This is a genomic window from Streptosporangium sp. NPDC002544 (genome assembly GCF_040295965.1).
Lineage (GTDB): Bacteria > Actinomycetota > Actinomycetes > Streptosporangiales > Streptosporangiaceae > Streptosporangium.
Genome location: NZ_JBEOWJ010000005.1, coordinates 319,358 through 337,390, shown reverse-complemented (window position 1 = coordinate 337,390; position 18,033 = coordinate 319,358). Strand labels below are relative to the sequence as shown.

The 18,033-nt window shown below is 70.8% G+C and carries 20 protein-coding genes; 4 read left to right on the top strand and 16 right to left on the bottom strand.

Annotation, left to right across the window (positions count from 1 at the left end):
- Positions 1-153 precede the first annotated feature (153 nt).
- On the top strand, positions 154-948 hold the full coding sequence (locus tag ABT061_RS10210; RefSeq protein ID WP_350914824.1) for an alpha/beta hydrolase-fold protein: 795 nt from the start codon (positions 154-156) through the stop codon (positions 946-948).
- A gap of 90 nt (positions 949-1,038) precedes the next feature.
- Here ABT061_RS10210 and ABT061_RS10205 read toward each other — a convergent pair whose 3' ends face one another.
- From ABT061_RS10205 to ABT061_RS10160, 10 genes are all read right to left on the bottom strand, one after another.
- Positions 1,039-1,233: a hypothetical protein gene (locus tag ABT061_RS10205; RefSeq protein WP_084195478.1), complete on the bottom strand. Its 195-nt coding sequence runs from the start codon at positions 1,231-1,233 to the stop codon at positions 1,039-1,041.
- 191 nt (positions 1,234-1,424) lie between these two features.
- Positions 1,425-1,700: an acylphosphatase gene (locus ABT061_RS10200; protein ID WP_350914822.1), complete on the bottom strand. Its 276-nt coding sequence runs from the start codon at positions 1,698-1,700 to the stop codon at positions 1,425-1,427.
- Entirely contained in the window at positions 1,697-2,563 is an 867-nt protein-coding gene (gene mutM / locus ABT061_RS10195; protein ID WP_350914820.1) for a bifunctional DNA-formamidopyrimidine glycosylase/DNA-(apurinic or apyrimidinic site) lyase, read from the bottom strand. Before mutM ends, ABT061_RS10200 begins: the two co-directional genes overlap by 4 nt.
- A gap of 22 nt (positions 2,564-2,585) precedes the next feature.
- Positions 2,586-3,257 (bottom strand): ribonuclease III, encoded by a 672-nt coding sequence (rnc, locus tag ABT061_RS10190; RefSeq protein ID WP_350914927.1) that lies wholly within the window; start codon positions 3,255-3,257, stop codon positions 2,586-2,588.
- 267 nt (positions 3,258-3,524) lie between these two features.
- On the bottom strand, positions 3,525-3,704 hold the full coding sequence (rpmF, locus tag ABT061_RS10185; RefSeq protein ID WP_012894381.1) for a 50S ribosomal protein L32: 180 nt from the start codon (positions 3,702-3,704) through the stop codon (positions 3,525-3,527).
- 1 nt (position 3,705) lies between these two features.
- Positions 3,706-4,260 carry a YceD family protein gene (locus ABT061_RS10180; RefSeq protein ID WP_350914817.1) on the bottom strand — a complete coding sequence of 185 codons (555 nt, stop codon included), beginning with the start codon at positions 4,258-4,260 and terminating at the stop codon, positions 3,706-3,708.
- 66 nt (positions 4,261-4,326) lie between these two features.
- The gene (gene coaD, locus ABT061_RS10175; RefSeq protein ID WP_350914815.1) at positions 4,327-4,803 is read right to left on the bottom strand and encodes a pantetheine-phosphate adenylyltransferase; all 477 of its coding nucleotides are present in this window, start codon (positions 4,801-4,803) and stop codon (positions 4,327-4,329) included.
- Positions 4,804-4,819: 16 nt separating this feature from the next.
- On the bottom strand, positions 4,820-5,398 hold the full coding sequence (gene rsmD / locus ABT061_RS10170; protein WP_350914813.1) for a 16S rRNA (guanine(966)-N(2))-methyltransferase RsmD: 579 nt from the start codon (positions 5,396-5,398) through the stop codon (positions 4,820-4,822).
- A 481-nt stretch (positions 5,399-5,879) separates the two neighbouring features.
- On the bottom strand, positions 5,880-8,051 hold the full coding sequence (gene recG / locus ABT061_RS10165) for an ATP-dependent DNA helicase RecG (protein WP_350914811.1): 2,172 nt from the start codon (positions 8,049-8,051) through the stop codon (positions 5,880-5,882).
- A gap of 115 nt (positions 8,052-8,166) precedes the next feature.
- Positions 8,167-9,744, bottom strand: a complete 1,578-nt coding sequence (locus tag ABT061_RS10160; RefSeq protein ID WP_350914809.1) for a DAK2 domain-containing protein — start codon at positions 9,742-9,744, stop codon at positions 8,167-8,169.
- Positions 9,745-10,099: 355 nt separating this feature from the next.
- On the opposite strand from ABT061_RS10160, the gene rpmB reads away from it, so the two are divergent.
- Positions 10,100-10,285, top strand: coding sequence for a 50S ribosomal protein L28 (gene rpmB, locus ABT061_RS10155; protein WP_012894387.1), 186 nt, complete (start codon positions 10,100-10,102; stop codon positions 10,283-10,285).
- 120 nt (positions 10,286-10,405) lie between these two features.
- On the opposite strand, the gene thiD is transcribed toward rpmB, so the two are convergent.
- The 3 genes from thiD to ABT061_RS10140 form a co-directional block, all read right to left on the bottom strand.
- Positions 10,406-11,206 (bottom strand): bifunctional hydroxymethylpyrimidine kinase/phosphomethylpyrimidine kinase, encoded by an 801-nt coding sequence (thiD, locus tag ABT061_RS10150; RefSeq protein ID WP_350914807.1) that lies wholly within the window; start codon positions 11,204-11,206, stop codon positions 10,406-10,408.
- A 309-nt stretch (positions 11,207-11,515) separates the two neighbouring features.
- Positions 11,516-12,415 carry a hypothetical protein gene (locus ABT061_RS10145; RefSeq protein ID WP_350914805.1) on the bottom strand — a complete coding sequence of 300 codons (900 nt, stop codon included), beginning with the start codon at positions 12,413-12,415 and terminating at the stop codon, positions 11,516-11,518.
- A 225-nt stretch (positions 12,416-12,640) separates the two neighbouring features.
- A complete protein-coding gene (locus ABT061_RS10140) occupies positions 12,641-13,597 on the bottom strand; it encodes a thiamine-phosphate kinase (protein WP_350914803.1) in 957 nt (318 codons plus the stop codon).
- 51 nt (positions 13,598-13,648) lie between these two features.
- On the opposite strand from ABT061_RS10140, the gene ABT061_RS10135 reads away from it, so the two are divergent.
- Together ABT061_RS10135 and ABT061_RS10130 are read left to right on the top strand one after the other, a co-directional pair.
- Positions 13,649-13,882: an Lrp/AsnC family transcriptional regulator gene (locus ABT061_RS10135; protein WP_350914801.1), complete on the top strand. Its 234-nt coding sequence runs from the start codon at positions 13,649-13,651 to the stop codon at positions 13,880-13,882.
- Between the two features lie 28 nt (positions 13,883-13,910).
- Positions 13,911-14,357, top strand: coding sequence for a DUF3515 family protein (locus ABT061_RS10130; RefSeq protein WP_350914799.1), 447 nt, complete (start codon positions 13,911-13,913; stop codon positions 14,355-14,357).
- Here ABT061_RS10130 and ABT061_RS10125 read toward each other — a convergent pair.
- From ABT061_RS10125 to ABT061_RS10115, 3 genes are read right to left on the bottom strand one after another with little or no spacing between them, the layout of a single operon-like run.
- Positions 14,340-15,449, bottom strand: a complete 1,110-nt coding sequence (locus ABT061_RS10125; protein ID WP_350914797.1) for a D-alanine--D-alanine ligase family protein — start codon at positions 15,447-15,449, stop codon at positions 14,340-14,342. The two genes, ABT061_RS10130 and ABT061_RS10125, sit on opposite strands and share 18 nt — an antisense overlap.
- A 50-nt stretch (positions 15,450-15,499) precedes the next feature.
- Entirely contained in the window at positions 15,500-16,726 is a 1,227-nt protein-coding gene (locus tag ABT061_RS10120; protein ID WP_350914795.1) for a trans-sulfuration enzyme family protein, read from the bottom strand.
- Positions 16,727-16,742: 16 nt separating this feature from the next.
- Entirely contained in the window at positions 16,743-17,753 is a 1,011-nt protein-coding gene (locus ABT061_RS10115; RefSeq protein ID WP_350914793.1) for an NAD(P)H-dependent glycerol-3-phosphate dehydrogenase, read from the bottom strand.
- Positions 17,754-18,033 lie beyond the last annotated feature (280 nt).

Below are 18,033 nucleotides of genomic sequence, written 5' to 3'. Positions count from 1 at the left end.
CCATTCACGGTGTGGCCGCGCCGGCCCTCGTATCACGCGCCGTGCCCCGGGCGCCGATGAACGCGTCTTCCCTGTCACCCCACGGCTTCGCCAACGCGGGAAGACTACCGTTCTTCACCCGCACCCGCCCGCACACCGCCTATGGTGCCCTGCATGAACGCGGAACGCGGTGCTGACGGAACTCCGTCACGCCCATCGAGCGGCAGGGGTCATCTCGGGCGGCGCGCCTTCCTGGTGGGCGGCGGGCTGGCCGCGCTGGGCCTCGGCGGCGCCGCGCTGGCGGCCGGCCCGGACGGTATCAGGGGGGCGTACGCCCAGATCGTCTGCGGCGCGGTCCCCGTGCCCCCGGTGACGTCTCCTGGAACGCTCCAGCGCAGCCAGGTCGACCGGCGCCGGGTCATCGTCGGGATGCCCCCGGGGGCGACGGACGGGCTGCCTGTGGTGATCATGCTTCACGGGGCCGCGGGTGACGCGCGCACGCCGTTCGACGTCTACGCGATCGACCGCTACCTGGCCGCCGGGGGCGGGCGCTTCGCGCTGGCCTCCATCGACGACTGGCCCTCCGCCGACATCCCGGGCACCCTGCTGCCCTACCTGAGCATGAACGGGATGGACACCACGAAGATCGGGCTGATGGGCTGGTCGGCGGGCGGCGCGGGGGCGCTGAGGCTGGCCGCGGAGCTGGGCCCCGCACAGGTGGGGGCGGTCGTCGCGGCGTCGCCGGCGGTGAGCGCGGCGCAGGCGCCGCTGCGCGAACTCGTGAACATCCCGGTCTGGCTGGGGTGTGGGGAGCGCGACGCGTGGGCACGGCAGACCCAGACCATGCTGAAGGCCCTGAAGGCACTGGGTGCCACCGCCGAGGGAGGGATCAGCGAAGGATGCCAGGACACGGCCTATCGCCGCAGGGTGTTACCCGAGCAGCTGGCCTTCCTCGCACGTCATATATGACAAATAGGACATATATGACGTAAGTAACATATATGACAAGGGACGCCCCGGTGAGGCGTCCCCGGACAGTGTGTTTCCGCCCCGACCCCGTTAGGTGAGAGCCGGCTCGCGATCCTGCAGACGGTTGAACTCCTCGTCGCGGGCACTTGCCGCGAGTTCGTCGTTCTGGGCCTGGAGCCGGGTGAGCTCTCCCTCGAGATCACGGATGCGCTGCTGGAGACGACGCATTTCCGAGACCATACGAGGGTCGGGACCGCCGACGTGGCCTAGTAGAGCCTTCGCCATAGTAAAGGGTCCTCCACGCTGAGTGACCAGACTGGTTCGCGCACTTCTTTGCCGCGGGAGGGGTGCGCGTGGTTCTTTGTCAAGAGTCGCACCGGTGAGGGAGGCGGTCAAGCTGAACGCTCCGAATGGATGCACCAGTAGGCACTCTCGACAGTCAACTATACCGTATTTTGGGCGGTTTAGGAAAGTGGTCAGCGCTCGACAAAACCCTCAAGACCGCCTTTGGCCTCGCTCCAACGTTCGACGACCCCGTCCACCCTGCCGGGCGTCTCACCGCCCCTGAGCAGCTCAAGCAGCATCGCGCACGACTTCTCGGGCCCCTGCGCGACCACCTCGACCCGGCCGTCGGCCGTGTTGCGCGCCCAGCCGACCAGGCCGAGCTCCAGCGCCCTGGACCGCGTCCACCAGCGAAAACCCACCCCCTGCACATGACCTCTGACCCAGGCGGTCAGTCGCACGTCCGTCATGCCGCGGCCCTCCTCGGCCTGGGCTGGCAGCGAGGGCAGCTGTAGGAGGAACGGTTCATGAACGACTCGCGAACGATCGGGGCACCGCACCGCGGGCAGGGCTCGTCGCGCCTGCCGTAGACCGCGAGGGAACGGTCGAAGTACCCGCTCTCGCCATTGACATTCACATAAAGACTGTCGAAAGATGTGCCGCCCTCGGCCAGTGCGGCGGACATCACCTCCCTGGCGGCACCCAGCAACTCGGCGATCTTCGGCTTGGTCAGCGCTCCGGTGGGCCGGGCGCCGTGCAGCCTGGCCCGCCAGAGCGCCTCGTCGGCGTAGATGTTGCCGACACCGCTGATCAGCGACTGGTCCAGCAGCGCGCGCTTGACCTCGGTCTGCCGGGCACGCAGCCGGCGGGCGAAGGCCTCGTCGTCGAAATGCCCCTCGAACGGGTCGGCCGCGATGTGCGCGATCGGTTCGGGCACCGTCCGGCCGCCGGCCCGGATCATGGCGGTCACCAGCACATGGCCGAAGGTCCGCTGGTCGACGAAGCGCAGCTCCGGGCCACCGTCGGTGAAGCCGATCCGGACGCGCAGGTGCTTCTCCGGCGCCGTGTCCGGCTCCACGACCAGCAGCTGGCCGCTCATCCCGAGGTGCGCCAGAATGGCGTCGGGGCCGTCCAGCGGCAGCCAGAGGTACTTACCCCTGCGCTCCGCCGCACCGACGGTGCGGCCCTTCAACCGGGTGGAGAACTCCTCCGCTCCGGGAAGGTGCCGTCTGATCGCCCTCGGGTGGAGCACCTCGGCGTGGGCGACGACCCTGCCGGAAACCCACCGCTCCAGGCCACGGCGTACCACCTCGACCTCGGGCAGTTCGGGCATGCACCCCTCCTTGGTCGACGGGTCAGCCGGCTTCGCGTCTGTCGCGGTCCTGGCGGATCCTGTTCCAGGCCGCCTCTGCGGCCTGCTGCTCGGCTTCCTTCTTCGAGCGGCCGGATCCCGAGCCGTACCCCTCTCCGCCGACGCGAACGACCGCGGTGAAGGACTTGGCGTGGTCGGGGCCGCTCTCCTCGACATGGTATTCGGGCACGCCGAGCGACTCGGACGCGGTGAGCTCCTGCAGGGAGGTCTTCCAGTCGAGCCCGGCGCCGAGCGAGGCGGAGCGGGTGATGAGGGGGTCGAAGAGCAGGTGGACGACGCGGAACGCCTCGTCCAGACCCCTGTTCACGTAGATCGCGCCGATGAGCGCCTCAAGGGTGTCCGCGAGGATCGAGGACTTGTCGCGCCCCCCGGTGCCCTCCTCACCTCGGCCGAGCCGCAGGAAGCGGCCCAGGCCCAGCGAGCGGGCCACGTCGGCGAGGGCGCGCATGTTCACCACCGCGGCCCTGAGCTTGGCCAGCTGCCCCTCGGGCAGGTCGGGGTGGTTGCGGTAGAGGGTGTCGGTGACGACCAGGCCCAGCACCGAGTCGCCCAGGAACTCCAGGCGCTCGTTGGTCGGCAGGCCGCCGTTCTCGTACGCGTAGGAGCGGTGCGTCAGCGCACGCTCCAGGATGGCGACGTCCAGACGCACCGACAGAAGGCGCTCAAGCTCGTCCCTGACGAACTCGACGGCGACCGGTTTGACACTCGTACCCACGGCTTCTCCTCGCACGCTCTCTCATCGAATGCGCGATGGCAAAGAAACGAGAGATGCCCGAAGATGTGGTGGGCGCCGGGAGGGCACGCGTTCTACCGCGAACCCCGGCGTCCACCACAACCGCGGGCGGACCGCCATCGCAGGGTGGGCGGACGGTGACGCCGACCGGGCCGGGAGCCCGGCCGGCATCCGTCTGTCAGACTGCGATCAGGCGGAGGGCTCGATCACCTGACGGCGGTTGTAGGTGCCGCAGGTCGGGCACGCCACGTGCGGACGCTTCGGCGAGCGGCACTGGGGGCAGCTCACGAGCGAAACCGCGGCGGCCTTCCACTGCGACCTGCGGGAGCGAGTGTTGCTCCGCGACATCTTGCGCTTGGGGACAGCCACGTCAGCTCTCCTGATCGTTGTTATGTTCCGGAATCAGACCCTGCAGCTTCGCCCAGCGGGCGTCGATCACCTCGTGGCCGTGATCAGGCTCGGCGTCTGCCAGCCTGACCCCGCACTCCACGCAGAGTCCGGCGCAGTCCTCACTGCAGACCGGGCTCAACGGCAGTGTGAGCACCACCGCGTCGCGAAACGCGGGTTCGAGGTCGAGAAGTTCACCGTCGAGAAGCGAGTCACCCTCGGCAGCATCCTCTGCCGAGTAGAAGAACAGCTCCTGGAAGCCCACCTCGGCTTGCGAGATGACCGGCTCCAGGCAGCGTGCGCACTCCCCCCGCAGCGGGGCTTGCGCAGTGCCCGTGACGAGCACACCCTCCATGACCGCCTCAAGCCGGATGTCCAGCTCGACTTCGGCGTCCTTGGGAACGCCGATCATGTCGACGCCGATGTCCGCCGGTGCCGGGAGAACGAGGTCCATCCGCCGCATCGACCCTGGTCGTCGCCCCAGGTCATGGGTAGAGATCACCCATGGGGCTCGGGGGTCAAGGTTGGGATGAGTCATTTCGCTCTCGTTAGGCATGGCGCATCATCGCCATCGTGCAAGGCCGAAACAAGAGAATAGCAGGGCCTAGCCCCTGAGCCGTTCTACCAGGAGTTCCTGGACAAGATCGGGAACCAGCCCGGCCACACTCCCACCATACTTGACGATCTCCTTGATGCGGCTGGAGGACAGGAAGGACACCTCGGGCCCGGTGGCCATGAACAGGGTCTCCACCCCTGACATCCGGTAGTTGAGCTGCGCCATCTGGAGCTCGTAGTCGAAGTCGCTGATCGCGCGCAGGCCCTTCACGATGGCGGGGATCTCCTGCTGCCTGCAGTAGTCGACCAGGAGGCCGTGGAACTTGTCCACGCGGACGTTCCCGTACTCCTTGGTGACCGTCTGGAGAGTCTGGATACGCTCCTCCACCGTGAAGAGGCTCTTCTTCTCGATGTTGATCAGTACGGCTACGACGACCTCGTCGTACTGCCGGGAAGCCCGGCCGATGATGTCCAGATGACCGTTCGTGACGGGATCGAAGGATCCCGGACAGACAACGCGACGCAAGGTGGACTCCCTGCTCTTAAGGATTCCCGGCGGCGCGACCGTACCAAACGGACGCTTCGCCGTAACGACGGACCCTCTCCTCTTCGTACCCCTCAGGCCAGCGGAGGTCCCCTCCCCGGCTCTCCCGTTCCACCGCGACGAGCGCGTCCTCGGCCAGCCAGCCTCGGTCGCGCAACAGTTCGAGCACCGTCCCCACCTCCTCGTCGCCCAGCGCGTACGGCGGGTCGGCGAGGACGAGGTCGTACGGCTCCCCGGTGTCCCCGATACCCCTGGCCAGCAGCCGCTCAACCCGGTCGGCGGCGACCTCGGCCCCGGGCAGCCCCAGCGAGGTGACGTTCTGCCTGATCGTCCGGATCGCCCTGGCGTCCGACTCCACGAGAAGCACCCGGGCGGCCCCCCGGGAGAGCGCCTCAAGCCCGAGCGCGCCCGAGCCCGCGTAGAGGTCGAGCACCCGGCACCCCTCCAGCGGGCCGATCAGCGACCCCACCGTGGAGAAGATCCCCTCCCTGGCCCTGTCGCTCGTGGGGCGGGTCCCCCGCCCCGGCGGCACTGCCAGCCGCCGTCCCCCTGCGCTTCCCGCGATGACTCGGCTCACCCGGCCATCCTCTCAGTGCCGCCGCCCGGTGCCGTCGGCCACCGCCCGCACCCGTCCCCGGCACCGGTTCCGACGCCGGTCCCCGGAGGCCCCCAGGTGCGCCGGGCGCAGCACGGCGTGTCGCGACGCATCACATAACCGCAGGTCAAAAGGGTCCTGGTAGGTGATCTAGGTCAAGAGTGGGCAAGGAGTGGCGACGAAAGCGTAAGGGTCGTTCCGTCAGGTGCCGGTCCCTTGCATGATGATTCCTGCGGCCTCCAAGTGACCCAGGGGGAGGCCGACCGGCGTGATCGTGAGCCCTTCCGCACGCCGGTGCTCTCGGCACCTGACCCGGGAGTGGGCCCAGGCGGGGACGGCATTCGGGGGGAGGCCGTCCCCGCAGTTGGGCACAGCGCGACCGCCGGCCACGGCGCGGCCACCGACTACAGCCGCGAAACCCCGCGGCGTCCACCGCCCCGCCGGGCATCGCCTCCGCCGGTCGTCAGGTCTTCTCCAGGTACTCGGCGCGCTCGTCCGCCAGGAGCCTGTCGATCTCCGCGCGGAGCACGGGGTGCCCCGCCAACTCGGGGTCGGCCTCCAGCATCGCCTCGGCGTCCAGGCGCGCGGCGTGGATGACGTCCTCGTCGCGGAGGAGCCTGAGCATCTTCAGCGACGACCTGCGCCCCGACTGGGCCACCCCGAGCACATCACCCTCCCTGCGCTGTTCCAGGTCGACACGGGACAGCTCAAAGCCGTCCAGGGTGGCCGCCACGGCGTCGAGCCGCGCCCTGGCGGGCGTGCCGCCGGGGGAGTCGGTCACCAGCAGGCAGAGACCGGGCAGCCCGCCGCGGCCGACCCGGCCGCGGAGCTGGTGGAGCTGCGAGACGCCGAACCTGTCCGCGTCCATGATGACCATGACCGAGGAGTTGGGGACGTCGACGCCGACCTCGATGACCGTGGTCGCCACCAGCACGTCGATCTCTCCCCTGGTGAACGCCTTCATCACCGCGTCCTTCTCCTCGGGAGGGAGCTTGCCGTGGAGCACCTCCGTGCGGAGCCCCAGCAGCGGCCCCCGCGAGAGCGTCTCGGCCACGTCGAGCACCGCCAGCGGCGGCCTGCGCTCGTCGTCGGCCTTCGACATGTCGCCCTCGTCGCCCTCCAGGTCGCCGATGCGCGGGCACACGATGTAGGCCTGGCGGCCCAGCCCGATCTCCTCGCGCAGCCGGGTCCAGGCGCGGTCGAGGAAGTGCGGCTTCTCCGCGGCGGGAACCACGTGCGTGGTGATCGGGGCACGCCCGGAGGGCAGCTGGGAGAGCGTGGAGACGGTGAGATCGCCGAAGACCGTCATGGCGACCGTGCGGGGGATGGGGGTGGCGGTCATGACGAGCACGTGCGGGCGGCCGCCCCCGGCCTTCTCGCGGAGCGCGTCGCGCTGCTCGACGCCGAACCTGTGCTGCTCGTCGACCACGACCAGGCCGAGATCGGCGAACTGGACCCGCTCCTGCAGGACCGCGTGGGTGCCGACGACGATGCCCGCCGCGCCCGAGGCCGCGTCGAGCATGGCCGAGCGGCGGGCCGCGGCGCCCAGCGAGCCGGTCAGCAGGGCGACCGCGGTGCCGCCGAACATGCCGCCGGTGGCCAGGTCGCCGAGCATGGCCGAGATCGACCGGTGGTGCTGCTGGGCGAGCACCTCGGTGGGCGCCAGCAGCACGGCCTGCCCCCCGGCGTCGACCACCTGGAGCATCGCCCGCAGCGCGACGACGGTCTTGCCCGCCCCGACCTCGCCCTGGAGCAGCCGGTGCATGGGGTGGGCCATGGCCAGATCGGCCGCGACCTCCTCGCCCACCTCGCGCTGCCCCTCGGTCAGTTCGAACGGCAGCCGCTTGTCGAAGTCGGCGAGCAGCCCGTCGGGGATCGCGGGCCTGGGGGTGGCCGGCCAGGAGGCCGCGGCCATCCGGCGCTGCAGCAGCACCGCCTGGAGCAGGAACGCCTCGTCGAACCTGAGCCGCTTGCGCGCCCTGGCCACGTCGGCGTGGTCGCGCGGCCGGTGAACGGTCAGCAGCGCGTCCGACAGACCGGGGAGCCGGTGCCGGGCGCGCAACTCCTCGGGAAGCGGGTCGTCGAGCTCGCCCATCGTGTCGAGGACGACGCCCAGCGCCCTGCGGATGGCCCAGGGCGTCACGTCCTTGCCCGCCGGATAGATCGGTACGAGCGCGGCGGCGAACTCCTCGGCCCCCGTCTCGTTCTCCTCGATCATCTCGAACTCGGGGTGGGAGAGCTGCCACTTGCGCTTCTCGCCCTGGCCGAAGGCGCCGACCTTTCCGGCGAACATGCCGCGCCTGCCCGGCCGCAGCCGCGTCTCCGCGATGTGGGACGTCTTCCCGAAGAACGACAGGTAGATCTTGCTGCGGCGGGCGTCGACGACCTCGACCTCCAGCCAGGTGCCGCCCTTGTTCCGCATCGGCCTGCGCATCGCCCTGGTGACCTCGCCCACCACCGTGACGTGCTCGTCGACCCGCAGGTCGTCGAGGTCGGTCAGCTCACCCCGCTCGGCGTAGCGCCGCGGGTAGTGCCGCAGCAGGTCACCGACGGTGCGCAGGTCGAGAACGCTCTCCAGCAACCTGGCGGTTTTGGGGTCCAGTGCCTTCGCCAGCGGCTCGTCGAAGCTCGTCACCCCAGCTTTCTACCGTGTGCGGGAGACAGAATTCTCCCGGCCCACGGAACGGTTCACCCGCGTCGGCCGCGAACGTCACCGGCGGGCGCGCCTGACGCCGGGCCTCGCGGCGCCCTCATTCGACGCCGATGAGCAGCGGGTAGCCGCCCTGGCCGCCCTCGTACAGAACCACCTCGATGTCCGGCCTGGTCTCGGCCAGATGGTCCAGCACCGCGCGCGCGAGCCCCTCGGGGGCGTTGACGCCCTCCAGAACGGTCACCAACTCGCTGCTGGAGGACACCATGCGGCCCACGACCTCCAGGGCGGTGGCCTCGAGATCCCTGCCGATCAGCGCGGCGTCCCCGTCGACCACTCCCAGGACGTCACCGGGCCCGGCCAGGCCCGCGCTCGTCATGACCTCGCGGTCGGCCACCCAGACGTGCCCGTGGCGGGTGTGCGCGGCGGCCTCGGTCATGGCCACCACGTCGTCGTCGAAGCGGCGCAGCGGATCGTGCACGGCCAGCGCCGACAGGCCCTGCACCGAGGCCCTGGTCGGGAGTACCCCGACCACCAGGCCCTCCTCCCTGGCCATCTCCGCGGCGGCGGCGGCGACCTCACGCGTCCCGCTGTCGTTGGGCAGGACCACGACCTCCGAGCCGGCCTCGCGAATGGCGGCGAGCACCGCCGCCAGCGGCGGGCTGGAGCCCGGCTCGCGGCGGACGACCACGGCCCCCGACTCCTCGAACAGCGCGGCCAGCGCGGGTCCCGCCGCCACGGCCACCACTCCCCTGCCCCGCGCGGCCGGGTGGGTCCTGCCCGAGCCGACCAGATACGTCACCCTGATCCGGTGGGGCCGCCCCAGCCGGACCGCCGCCTCGATCGCCGCGCCCGCGTCGTCCACGTGGACGTGCACGTTCCACAGGTCGTCCCCACCCACGATCACCAGCGACTCGCCGAGCGCGTCGAGTTCCGCACGGAGCGCCGCGACCTGTGCCGCCCCGGCCTCCAGGAGATACATGACCTCGTAGCCGGGTCCGTCCGCGCTCTCCTCCGCGACCTCCGCGCCGATCCGGTGGGCCGGGGCGGGGATGTCCACCCGCTCGGTGTAGGAGTCGGTGACGATCGCGGCGAGGCTCTCCAGAATGATCGTCCACCCCGCGCCGCCCGCGTCGACCACCCCGTTGCGGGCCAGCACGCCGAGCTGCCCGGGGGTACGGCGGAGCGCGGAGCGCGCCTCCTCGGCCGCCCTTCTCGCGATCGAGACGAGATCTCCCCGGCCGTCGCGGACCGCCGCGGCCACCGCGGTCAGGACGCTCAGGATCGTGCCCTCGACCGGCCTGGCCACCGCGGCACGGGCCAGCTCGGCGGCTCTGACCAGGCCACGGCAGAGGTCCGTGCCGTGCCCCTCGGCCTCCCTGAACACCTCGGCGAGGCCGCGCAGCGCCTGGCTGACGATCACCCCGGAGTTGCCCCGCGCGCCGAGCAGCGCTCCCTGCGCGAGCGCCTGCCAGGTGGCCGCCGTCCCCGCGTCCGCGGGCAGCCCGTCGAGCGCCTCGGCCGCGGAGAGCATGGTCAGGTGCAGGTTGGTGCCGGTGTCGCCGTCGGGCACCGGGAAGACGTTGAGCGCGTCGATCTCCTCGCGCGCCTTCCCCAGCGTCTCCGCGGCCAGCCGCGACCATCTCCGCACCGAGGGCGGGTCTAGAACCTGCAGCATTCCTGCCCTCCTGCTCCTGCTCGCGCCCGCCGGGCGCCCTCATCGATCTCCCGGGCAGGTCCCGGCGCCGCGACCGGCATGCCGTCACCGGCGGCTCCCCGTCCGCACCGCCCGGCCGGCCCCGATCTCACCGGCTGATCGTCGCCCGCCGGACGCGACCCGCCATGGCGCGTCCCGGGATGCGCTACGGTTGCCTCCGGAGATTATCCCCGTTCGACCGTTCACGGCGGCTCACGTTCGCCTGTAGGGCCGAACATCGGGTATCCTCGTGTGGCCAGCCGGTCGTCCCGGCATGCCCGATGACCGCCCGCCAGTGCGGCGGATCGAGCCTCTCGACTGATCTAAGGAGCGAACCGTGGCTTCCGTCTGCGACGTTTGCGCTAAGAAGCCGACCTTCGGCAACAACGTCTCCCACTCGCACCGCCGCACCCGCCGCCGCTGGAACCCGAACATCCAGCCCGTGCGCGCAGTGGTGAACGGCACGCCGAAGCGGCTGAACGTTTGCACCTCCTGCATCAAGGCCGGCAAGGTCACCCGCTAGTCGGACTTCCGCGAAGCCCGCCGTCCCCTCGACGGGGCGGCGGGCTTCGCCGTTCCCAACGGGCTCCGAGCCGTCCTTGGCGGGCTCCGCCAAGGACGGCTCGGAGCGGGTCCTCCGTGTTCAGCGGGAGCGCAGGCGCCAGGCGTGGTCCACCGGGCCGATGCCGGCCCCCAGCGGGAAGCCGTGCTCGATCGCGCCGGTGACGTACGCCTTCGCCTTCTCCACGGCGGCGGGGACGTCCTCGCCGAGGGCCAGGTGGGAGGCTATCGCGGAGGCCAGGGTGCAGCCCGTGCCGTGGGTGTGCCGGTTGTCGTGGCGCTCCGCGGTGAAGCGGAACTCCCGCGTGCCGTCGGTCAGCAGATCGACAGGAGCCCCGGGAAGGTGGCCGCCCTTGATGAGCGCCCACTCGGGCCCGAGCGCCAGGACCGCGTCGGCGGCCCGGCGCAGGTCGGCCTCGTCGGTGACCTTCACTCCGGTGAGCTGGAGAACCTCCCACAGGTTGGGGGTGACCACCGTGGCCGTGCGCAGCAGGCTCGCCTTGACCGTCTCCACCGCCTCGGGGGCGAGGAGCGTGTCACCGTGCTTGGAGACTCCCACCGGATCGACCACGACGGGCACATCCAGCCCTGCCAGCACCTCGGCGACCGTCTCCACCAGTACGGGCGAGGCGAGCATGCCGGTCTTGACCGCCTGGGCACCGATGTCACCGAGCACCGAGTCGAGCTGGGCACGGACCGCCTCCGGGGGAAGCTCCCAGTAGCCCTGCACGCCCACCGAGTTCTGGGCGGTCACCGCGGCGATCACACTCATGCCGTGGACGCCGAGGGCCAGCATGGTCTTCAGGTCGGCCTGGATGCCCGCACCGCCTCCGGAGTCGGAGCCGGCGACGGTCAGCACGCGAGGGGGAGCCAGAACGGTCATGCCCCCATCCAACCAGCCCCGCGCCGACCGGGCTGAGCGCCCCCTGTCCACTCCCCGCCACTCCTCGGCCGCGCAGAGCCGCGACGGCACCGGCTCGGGCGTGAGACCCGACCGGACCAGCGACTGGATCACAGGCCGGAATCACAGGTCGGAATCACAGGTCGGAATCACGGGTCGGAGTCACCGGCCGGATCGGGCGATCGGGGCCGGGCCGGCGGCTGGACCACAGACCGGGTCACAGACCGGAACCATCGGCCGGAACCACCGGCCGGATCGGGCGACGGCACCGGCTCGGTCCGGGACGCCGGGTCAGACGACGGCGCACTCTCCCCTGTCGCTCTGACAGGTATCCGGAATCTCCGTGTCACCGCTCGCGGTGAAGACGACGACGAGCTCCTCGCCTGCCTGCAGGCCCTCCGGCGAGTCGATCACCAGGCTGCCGTCGAGTTGCTCCCAGTCGGCTCCGCTCACCGAGGAGACCGTCCCGTTGACCGGCACGCTCACCTTCAGGTTCTCGACGCTCTCGTCCGCGGCGACCACGAGCTTGACCGTGTACGACTGTGCCCTGCTCCGCACGAGGGCGGCGCCTACCATGATCATGGCGCCCCCCGCGGCGGGCACGGGCGCCTCGAAGGTGTCGGTGGGCACGGGGGCGGGCGCCGTGGTGCTCGGGGACTGCTCGGGGGCGGGTGTTCGGTGGTTACCGACGATGAGGGGCTCGGAGGTGGGCGTGGGCTCCGGCTCGTCGGTGGGCGAGGGCTCGTCGGAGGCCCGGGGCGCGTGGGTGGCCTTTCTCGTCGCGGTGGGCTTGGGGGTGGAGGTGACCCCGCCTCCCGTGCGGGTGGAGGTGGGAGTCGGGGTGGGCGTGGCCTCCGCCGTCTCGTCACCCGTCTCCTCGGGCTCGTCGGCCGGTACGGGTTCCTCGGTGAGCTCGGTCCCACCGACGGGGTCGGGCCGCGGTTCCGGCTGGTTCGACGCCGCCGTGACGCAACCGGCGGGCGGGCAGTCGGCGGCGGAACCCTCGGAGCCGGTCAGCGCCCGGATCCCGAACACGGTCCCGCCGAGCACCACCGCCACCGCGGCGACGATCAGCAAGGTCGTCTTGATCCGTCCGCCGGACCTCTCCTCGTCCTCGGGCCACGTGACGGACGGCTCGGACTCCGACGTCCATCCCGAACCCAGGAAACCCGTCTGGGGCTCGGTGATCATCGACTCCTCGGGACGGAGCCGGCGCCCGATCGGCTCGTCCCCGTGACCGGGCGCCGGAGCGGGCTCCGGCCGGCGTTTCCCCCGATCTGGGGAAGCCGCTTCCCCGTTTCCACCATGGCGGCCCATATCGCCCCTTTCTCGGAGGGAATCTCGACCGCCCAACTTCATACCAGTTCAATAACCGTTTGTCGCAATTTTCGCAGATGTAACAACGAGTGGTAAAGGTCACTCCCGGAAGTGGTCCCAGCCTCCACGGTCCAGCAGCAGGCCTTTGACCTGCACTCCCTCACCCTCGATGACATGACCCACCACGTTCCAGCCCTCCGGGAGCCGTACCCGGTCCGGGAAGGTCGCGGCGAGGGCGTGGTCGTCGCCGCCGGAGAACACCCACTCCAGCGGGTCCGTACCGAGCAGCCGGGCGGCCTCCCGCATCACCGGCGGGACGTCGAACGCCTCCGGGTCGAGCACGAGCGCGGTTCCGGCCGCGGCCGCCACGTGGCCGAGATCCTGGAGCAGGCCGTCGCTCACGTCGAGCATGGCGGTGGCCCCCAGCGCGGCGGCCTCGGGGCCGCGCGGATAGGGAGGGCACGGGCGGCGGTGGGCGTCGATCAGCTCCACCGGCCCGGCCAGACCCGCACGGAGCAGCGCGAGGCCCGCGGCGGCGTACCCGAGGCGGCCCGCGACCGCGACCACGTCACCAGGCCGGGCCCCCGATCTGGTGACCGGCGCCCGGCCGCCCAGGTCGCCGAGGGCGGTGACGGCGATCACGACGAGATCGCAGCGGGTGATGTCGCCGCCCACCACGCTGGCGCCGACGAGGTCGCACTCGTCGCGGAAGCCGTCCGTGAGGTCGTCCAGCCAGCCGGTGGTGGCGTCGGCGGGCAGCCCGAGGCCGACCACGAGGCCGGTGGGGTCGGCTCCCATCGCCACGACGTCCGAGAGATTCTGCGCCGCGGCCTTGCGCCCGATGTCGTAGCCGCTGGACCAATCACGGCGGAAGTGCCTACCCTCAAGTAACAGGTCAGTCGTCACGACGACCCGCCCATCGGGAGCGCTCACCACCGCGGCGTCGTCCCCGGGACCGAGCAATACGGTCCCTCCCTGTGGCAAGCGTCCGGCAATACGTGCAACAACCCCGAATTCGCCGAGATCTCCGACTGTGATGACACACCTCCCGTTCATCACAGGGTACGGTGGCCCTTCGGCACTGATCCAATCGCCCCGGAGGTCGTTGTGGTGCAGGCCTACATCCTTATTCAGACCGAGGTCGGCAAGGCCGCGAACGTGGCTTTGGAGATCTCCGGCATCTCTGGTGTCACCCAGGCCGAGGACGTCACCGGGCCCTACGACGTGATAGTGCGGGCGGAGGCCCGCAACGTCGATGAGCTGGGAAAGCTCGTGGTGGCGCAGATTCAGGGTGTGGAGGGGATCACGCGTACACTGACGTGTCCCATCGTCCACATCTGAGTCCGTATCTGACCGTCGGGAACGTGACATGCCACTGCGGTTCACCCGCCTGGCGGGGTGCGCCTGCGCCCTGCTGATCCTGGCGGGATGCGGCGGCGCCGTCCGGGTCGAGCCGCCCGTCCCCGAGGGGCCCGCCGCCGCCGCGTGCCAGGCGCTCGCCGAGCGGCTCCCGCGGAGGCTCGACGGCGCGGACCGGGTCGAGTCCACCCCCGCCTCCCCCTACGTCGCCGTGTGGGGGCAGGGCCGCATCGCCCTGCGCTGCGGGGTGCCGCGGCCGGTGACCATGTCGCCCACCGACCAGGTTCCCGAGATCAACGAAGTGGCGTGGTACGCCGACCCGGCCCGACCGACGCTGTTCACGTCGATCGGCAGGGCGGCCTACGTCGAGGTGACGGTCGCGCGGGAGCACACCCCGCAGAGCGTGCTGGCCGATCTCGCGGCACCGATCAAGGCAGCGCTACCGCAGACCGGGTGAGCGGTGCAGCGCGAGCTGGATCAGCCGGTCGACCAGCTCCGGGTAGGGCACCCCGGTGGCGGCCCAGAGCTGCGGCGCGACCGACATCGCGGTGAAGCCGGGCATGGTGTTGATCTCGTTGACGATCAGTCGCCCGTCGGTGGTGTAGAAGAAGTCGACCCGCGACAGGCCCTCGCAGCCCAGCGCCTCGAAGGCGCGCACGGCCATCGCCCGCAGCTGCTCGGCCGTCTCCTCGGGGATGTCCGCGGGCACCGACAGGGACATGTCGCTCCCGATGTACTTGGCCTCGAAGTCGAAGAACTCGTGATCTCCGTGGACCAGTACCTCACCGGGCATGCTGGCGCGGGGCGCCTCGTCGCCCGGCGACTCCAGCACGGCGCACTCGATCTCGCGGCCGGTGATCGCGGCCTCGACCAGCACCTTGGGGTCGTGCTCGCGGGCGAACTCGATGGCCCGCTCAAGCTCCTCCAGGTCGGCGGCCTTGGAGATGCCCTGGCTGGACCCGGCGCGGGCGGGCTTGACGAAGACCGGCCAGCCGAGCTCCTGGACCTCCTTGAGCACCCGGCCGCGGTCGGTCCGCCAGTCGCGGTCGCGGATCGCGACATACGGCCCGACGGGCAGGCCCGAGGCGGCGAGGACCATCTTCATGTACGCCTTGTCCATGCCGACGGAGCTGGCCAGCACCCCGGAGCCGACATAGCGGACCCCGGCCATCTCCAGCAGCCCCTGGATGGTGCCGTCCTCGGCGAAGGGGCCGTGCATCACCGGGAAGACGACGTCGACGTGGCCGAGCTCGACGGGAATGCTGCCGGGGTCGTACGCCACCAGCGCGCCACTACCGGATGTCAGCGCCAGCGTCGCGCTCGCCGCGTCGACGGCGGGCAACTCGCCGCTCTCGATCCCGTACTGCTGCTCCCCGGAGGCGAGCACCCACCGGCCGTCCTGGGCGATCCCGATCGGGACCACCTCGTACTTGGACCTGTCGATGACCTCCAGCACGCTTCCCGCTCCGAGAATGGAGACGGCGTGCTCGGAATTGCGACCGCCGAAGACGACGGCGACCCTCGGTAGAGGTTCGTGCTGCTCACTCATGATGCCCGAATCTACCCCCTGTTAGGGGGCAATCCGGCTGTTAGACGCGCCTATCTACTCGATGCGGGTAGTGAGTCGAGTGCCTTGGTCACATCCATGATGAGATCTTCCGCGTCCTCAAGCCCGATGGAGAACCGGACGGCCGCCTCATCGATCCCCGCCGCCCCGCCGAGCCGCCGGTGGGTGGTCGAGGCCACGTGCGCGGCCTTGGTGTGGATTCCTCCGGCGGAGGGGGCGATCGAGGCGAGCCTGAGGGCGTCGGCCAGGGCCACGCCGGCGTCGTAGCCACCGCGCGGAGTGATCGTCACACAGGCGCCGTACCTGGTGCCCTCGGGCCCCGAGTCGAACAGGTGCCTGGCGAGCTGGTGTCCGGGGTGTTCCGGCAGCCCCGGGTAGTCGACCCGGCGCACGGCGGGGTGCTTGGCCACGGCCGCGGCGAAGACCATCGCGGTGGAGCACATCCGGCGGACCCGCAGCGGCAGGGTCGCGAGCCCCCGGCGGAGCAGGAAGGCGTCATCGGGGGAGAGCGTGCCCCCGGTGTCGATCCTGACCTCGCGCAGCTGGGCGATCAGGTCGGGACGGCCCACCGCGACGCCCCCGGCGCAGTCGTCATGGCCGCCGAGATACGTGGTCGCGGAGTGGATCACCAGGTCGGCGCCGTGTTCCAGGGGACGGCACACGATCGGGGTGGCGAAGGTGGAGTCGACCACCAGCAGTGCCCCCGCGGCGCGGGCGATCCGGTAGAGGCCGCGGATGTCGGAGACCGCCATGGTCGGGTTGGAGAGCGTCTCCGCATAGATGATCTTCGTGTTGGGCCTGATCGCCGCCTGCACCCTGGTCAGGTCGTCGTAGCCGACGAAGTCCACGCTGACCCCGAACCTGGACAGCACGTTGGTGATCAGCGAGTGGGTCCCGCCGTACAGCGGGGTGGGTGCCACGAGGTGCGCGCCCGCGCGCAGGAACGTCATCAGGACGGCGTTGACGGCGGCCATCCCCGAGGCGAACGCCTGCCCGGCCACGTCCTCGGGCGCCGCGGCCCCCTCCAGAGAGGCCACCGCCGAGGCGAACGCGGCGGTGGTGGGGTTGTCGATCCGGCCGTAGGCGTGGCCGGAACCCTTCACCTCCAGCACCTCGGCGTACTCGGCGGAGTCGCCGAAACCCCAGGCGGAGCTGCGCCACACGGGAAGGCCGAGGGGTCTCTGCGAGGGCGGCTCGGGAGCCGGCAGGTGCACCGACCGGGTGTTCTCCCCCCTGCGCCTGCGCATCCGTCTGTTCATGGGCCACACCGTGTCTTCACAGGCCGTACCGTTCCGGCTTGGGAGTCCGCGACATCAGGAGCACCGCGGCCTCGCTGGGAGGCATTGCGTCATGGACGACGGCCACCACCACTTCGGTGATCGGCATCTCCACGTCGTGCTTTTTGGCCAGTTCGAGCACCGACTCGCAGGATTTGACCCCCTCGGCGGTCTGTTTCGTGGCGGCGATGACCTCGGCCAGGGTCATGCCCCGCCCCAGATTCTCCCCGAAAGTACGGTTCCGCGACAATGGGGAGGTACAGGTCGCCACCAGATCGCCCATGCCGGCCAGCCCCGCGAAGGTGTGCGGATCCGCGCCGAGTGCCGTGCCCAGCCTGGAGATCTCGGCCAGCCCGCGCGTCATCAGCATCGCCCCGACGTTGTCGCCCAGCCCCATCCCCGCCGAGATGCCGACCGCGAGGGCGATCACGTTCTTGACGGCCCCGCCGAGTTCGACCCCCACGACGTCGGGGTTGGTGTAGGGGCGGAACCAGGGCGGCAGGTAGCAGGCCTCCTGGAGGCGTTCCATCGCCCGCTCGTCGGTGCAGGCGACCACGGTGGCGGCGGGCTGGCCCCGGACGATCTCCCCGGCCAGGTTGGGCCCCGACACCACCGCGACCCGCTCCTGGGGCACCCCGGCGACCTCGCAGATCACCTCGCTCATCCGCTTGGTGGTGCCCAGCTCGATGCCCTTCATCAGGCTGACCAGCACCGCCTCCGGCGGCAGGTCCGGCTTCCAGCGGGTCAGGTTCTCCCTCAGGGTCTGGGAGGGCACCGCGAGCACCACGAAGTCGGCGCCGTCGAGAGCCTCGGCCGGGTCGGTCGTGGCGCGCAGCGTCTCGGGCAGCACCGTGCCCGGCAGGTAGACGGGGTTCTCGTGCCGCCGGTCGATCGCCTCGACGACCTCCGCGCTGCGGCCCCACAGGATCGTCCGGGTGCCCGCCCCCGCGAGGATCATGCTGAAGGTCGTTCCCCACGAACCCGTGCCGAATACAGCCGCCTTGGTCATCGGTTCTCCTTGGGCGTGGAAACCTCCGCCTCCGGGCGGGGGAGAAAACGCGGCGCGATGCCGTACGGTTCGGTACCGTGTCCGGCGGTGGCGATAACCGGGCCACTACGGGCGTGACCGGCTAGGTCCTCACCGCCGGGCTGGCGGAGAGGTGAAACGCCTGTGGAGCTGGTGTAGGACCTCAAGGGTTTTCTCCTGGCGGGCGACCGGCGGTGAATCAGGAACTCTCACGGGCGACCGTGGGAATCCCCTCCCTTCGGGGAGGGGAGGATGTCAACAC

What these genes read in the sequence shown, in the direction of transcription:
- ABT061_RS10210 (WP_350914824.1), top strand. Translation starts at nt 154, where the DNA reads ATGAACGCGGAACGCGGTGCTGACGGAACTCCGTCACGCCCATCGAGC.
- ABT061_RS10205 (WP_084195478.1), bottom strand. Translation starts at nt 1,233, where the DNA reads ATGGCGAAGGCTCTACTAGGCCACGTCGGCGGTCCCGACCCTCGTATG.
- ABT061_RS10200 (WP_350914822.1), bottom strand. Translation starts at nt 1,700, where the DNA reads ATGACGGACGTGCGACTGACCGCCTGGGTCAGAGGTCATGTGCAGGGG.
- mutM (WP_350914820.1), bottom strand. Translation starts at nt 2,563, where the DNA reads ATGCCCGAACTGCCCGAGGTCGAGGTGGTACGCCGTGGCCTGGAGCGG.
- ABT061_RS10180 (WP_350914817.1), bottom strand. Translation starts at nt 4,260, where the DNA reads ATGACTCATCCCAACCTTGACCCCCGAGCCCCATGGGTGATCTCTACC.
- ABT061_RS10160 (WP_350914809.1), bottom strand. Translation starts at nt 9,744, where the DNA reads ATGCTGCAGGTTCTAGACCCGCCCTCGGTGCGGAGATGGTCGCGGCTG.
- thiD (WP_350914807.1), bottom strand. Translation starts at nt 11,206, where the DNA reads ATGACCGTTCTGGCTCCCCCTCGCGTGCTGACCGTCGCCGGCTCCGAC.
- ABT061_RS10145 (WP_350914805.1), bottom strand. Translation starts at nt 12,415, where the DNA reads ATGATCACCGAGCCCCAGACGGGTTTCCTGGGTTCGGGATGGACGTCG.
- ABT061_RS10140 (WP_350914803.1), bottom strand. Translation starts at nt 13,597, where the DNA reads ATGAACGGGAGGTGTGTCATCACAGTCGGAGATCTCGGCGAATTCGGG.
- ABT061_RS10130 (WP_350914799.1), top strand. Translation starts at nt 13,911, where the DNA reads ATGCCACTGCGGTTCACCCGCCTGGCGGGGTGCGCCTGCGCCCTGCTG.
- ABT061_RS10125 (WP_350914797.1), bottom strand. Translation starts at nt 15,449, where the DNA reads ATGAGTGAGCAGCACGAACCTCTACCGAGGGTCGCCGTCGTCTTCGGC.
- ABT061_RS10120 (WP_350914795.1), bottom strand. Translation starts at nt 16,726, where the DNA reads ATGAACAGACGGATGCGCAGGCGCAGGGGGGAGAACACCCGGTCGGTG.
- ABT061_RS10115 (WP_350914793.1), bottom strand. Translation starts at nt 17,753, where the DNA reads ATGACCAAGGCGGCTGTATTCGGCACGGGTTCGTGGGGAACGACCTTC.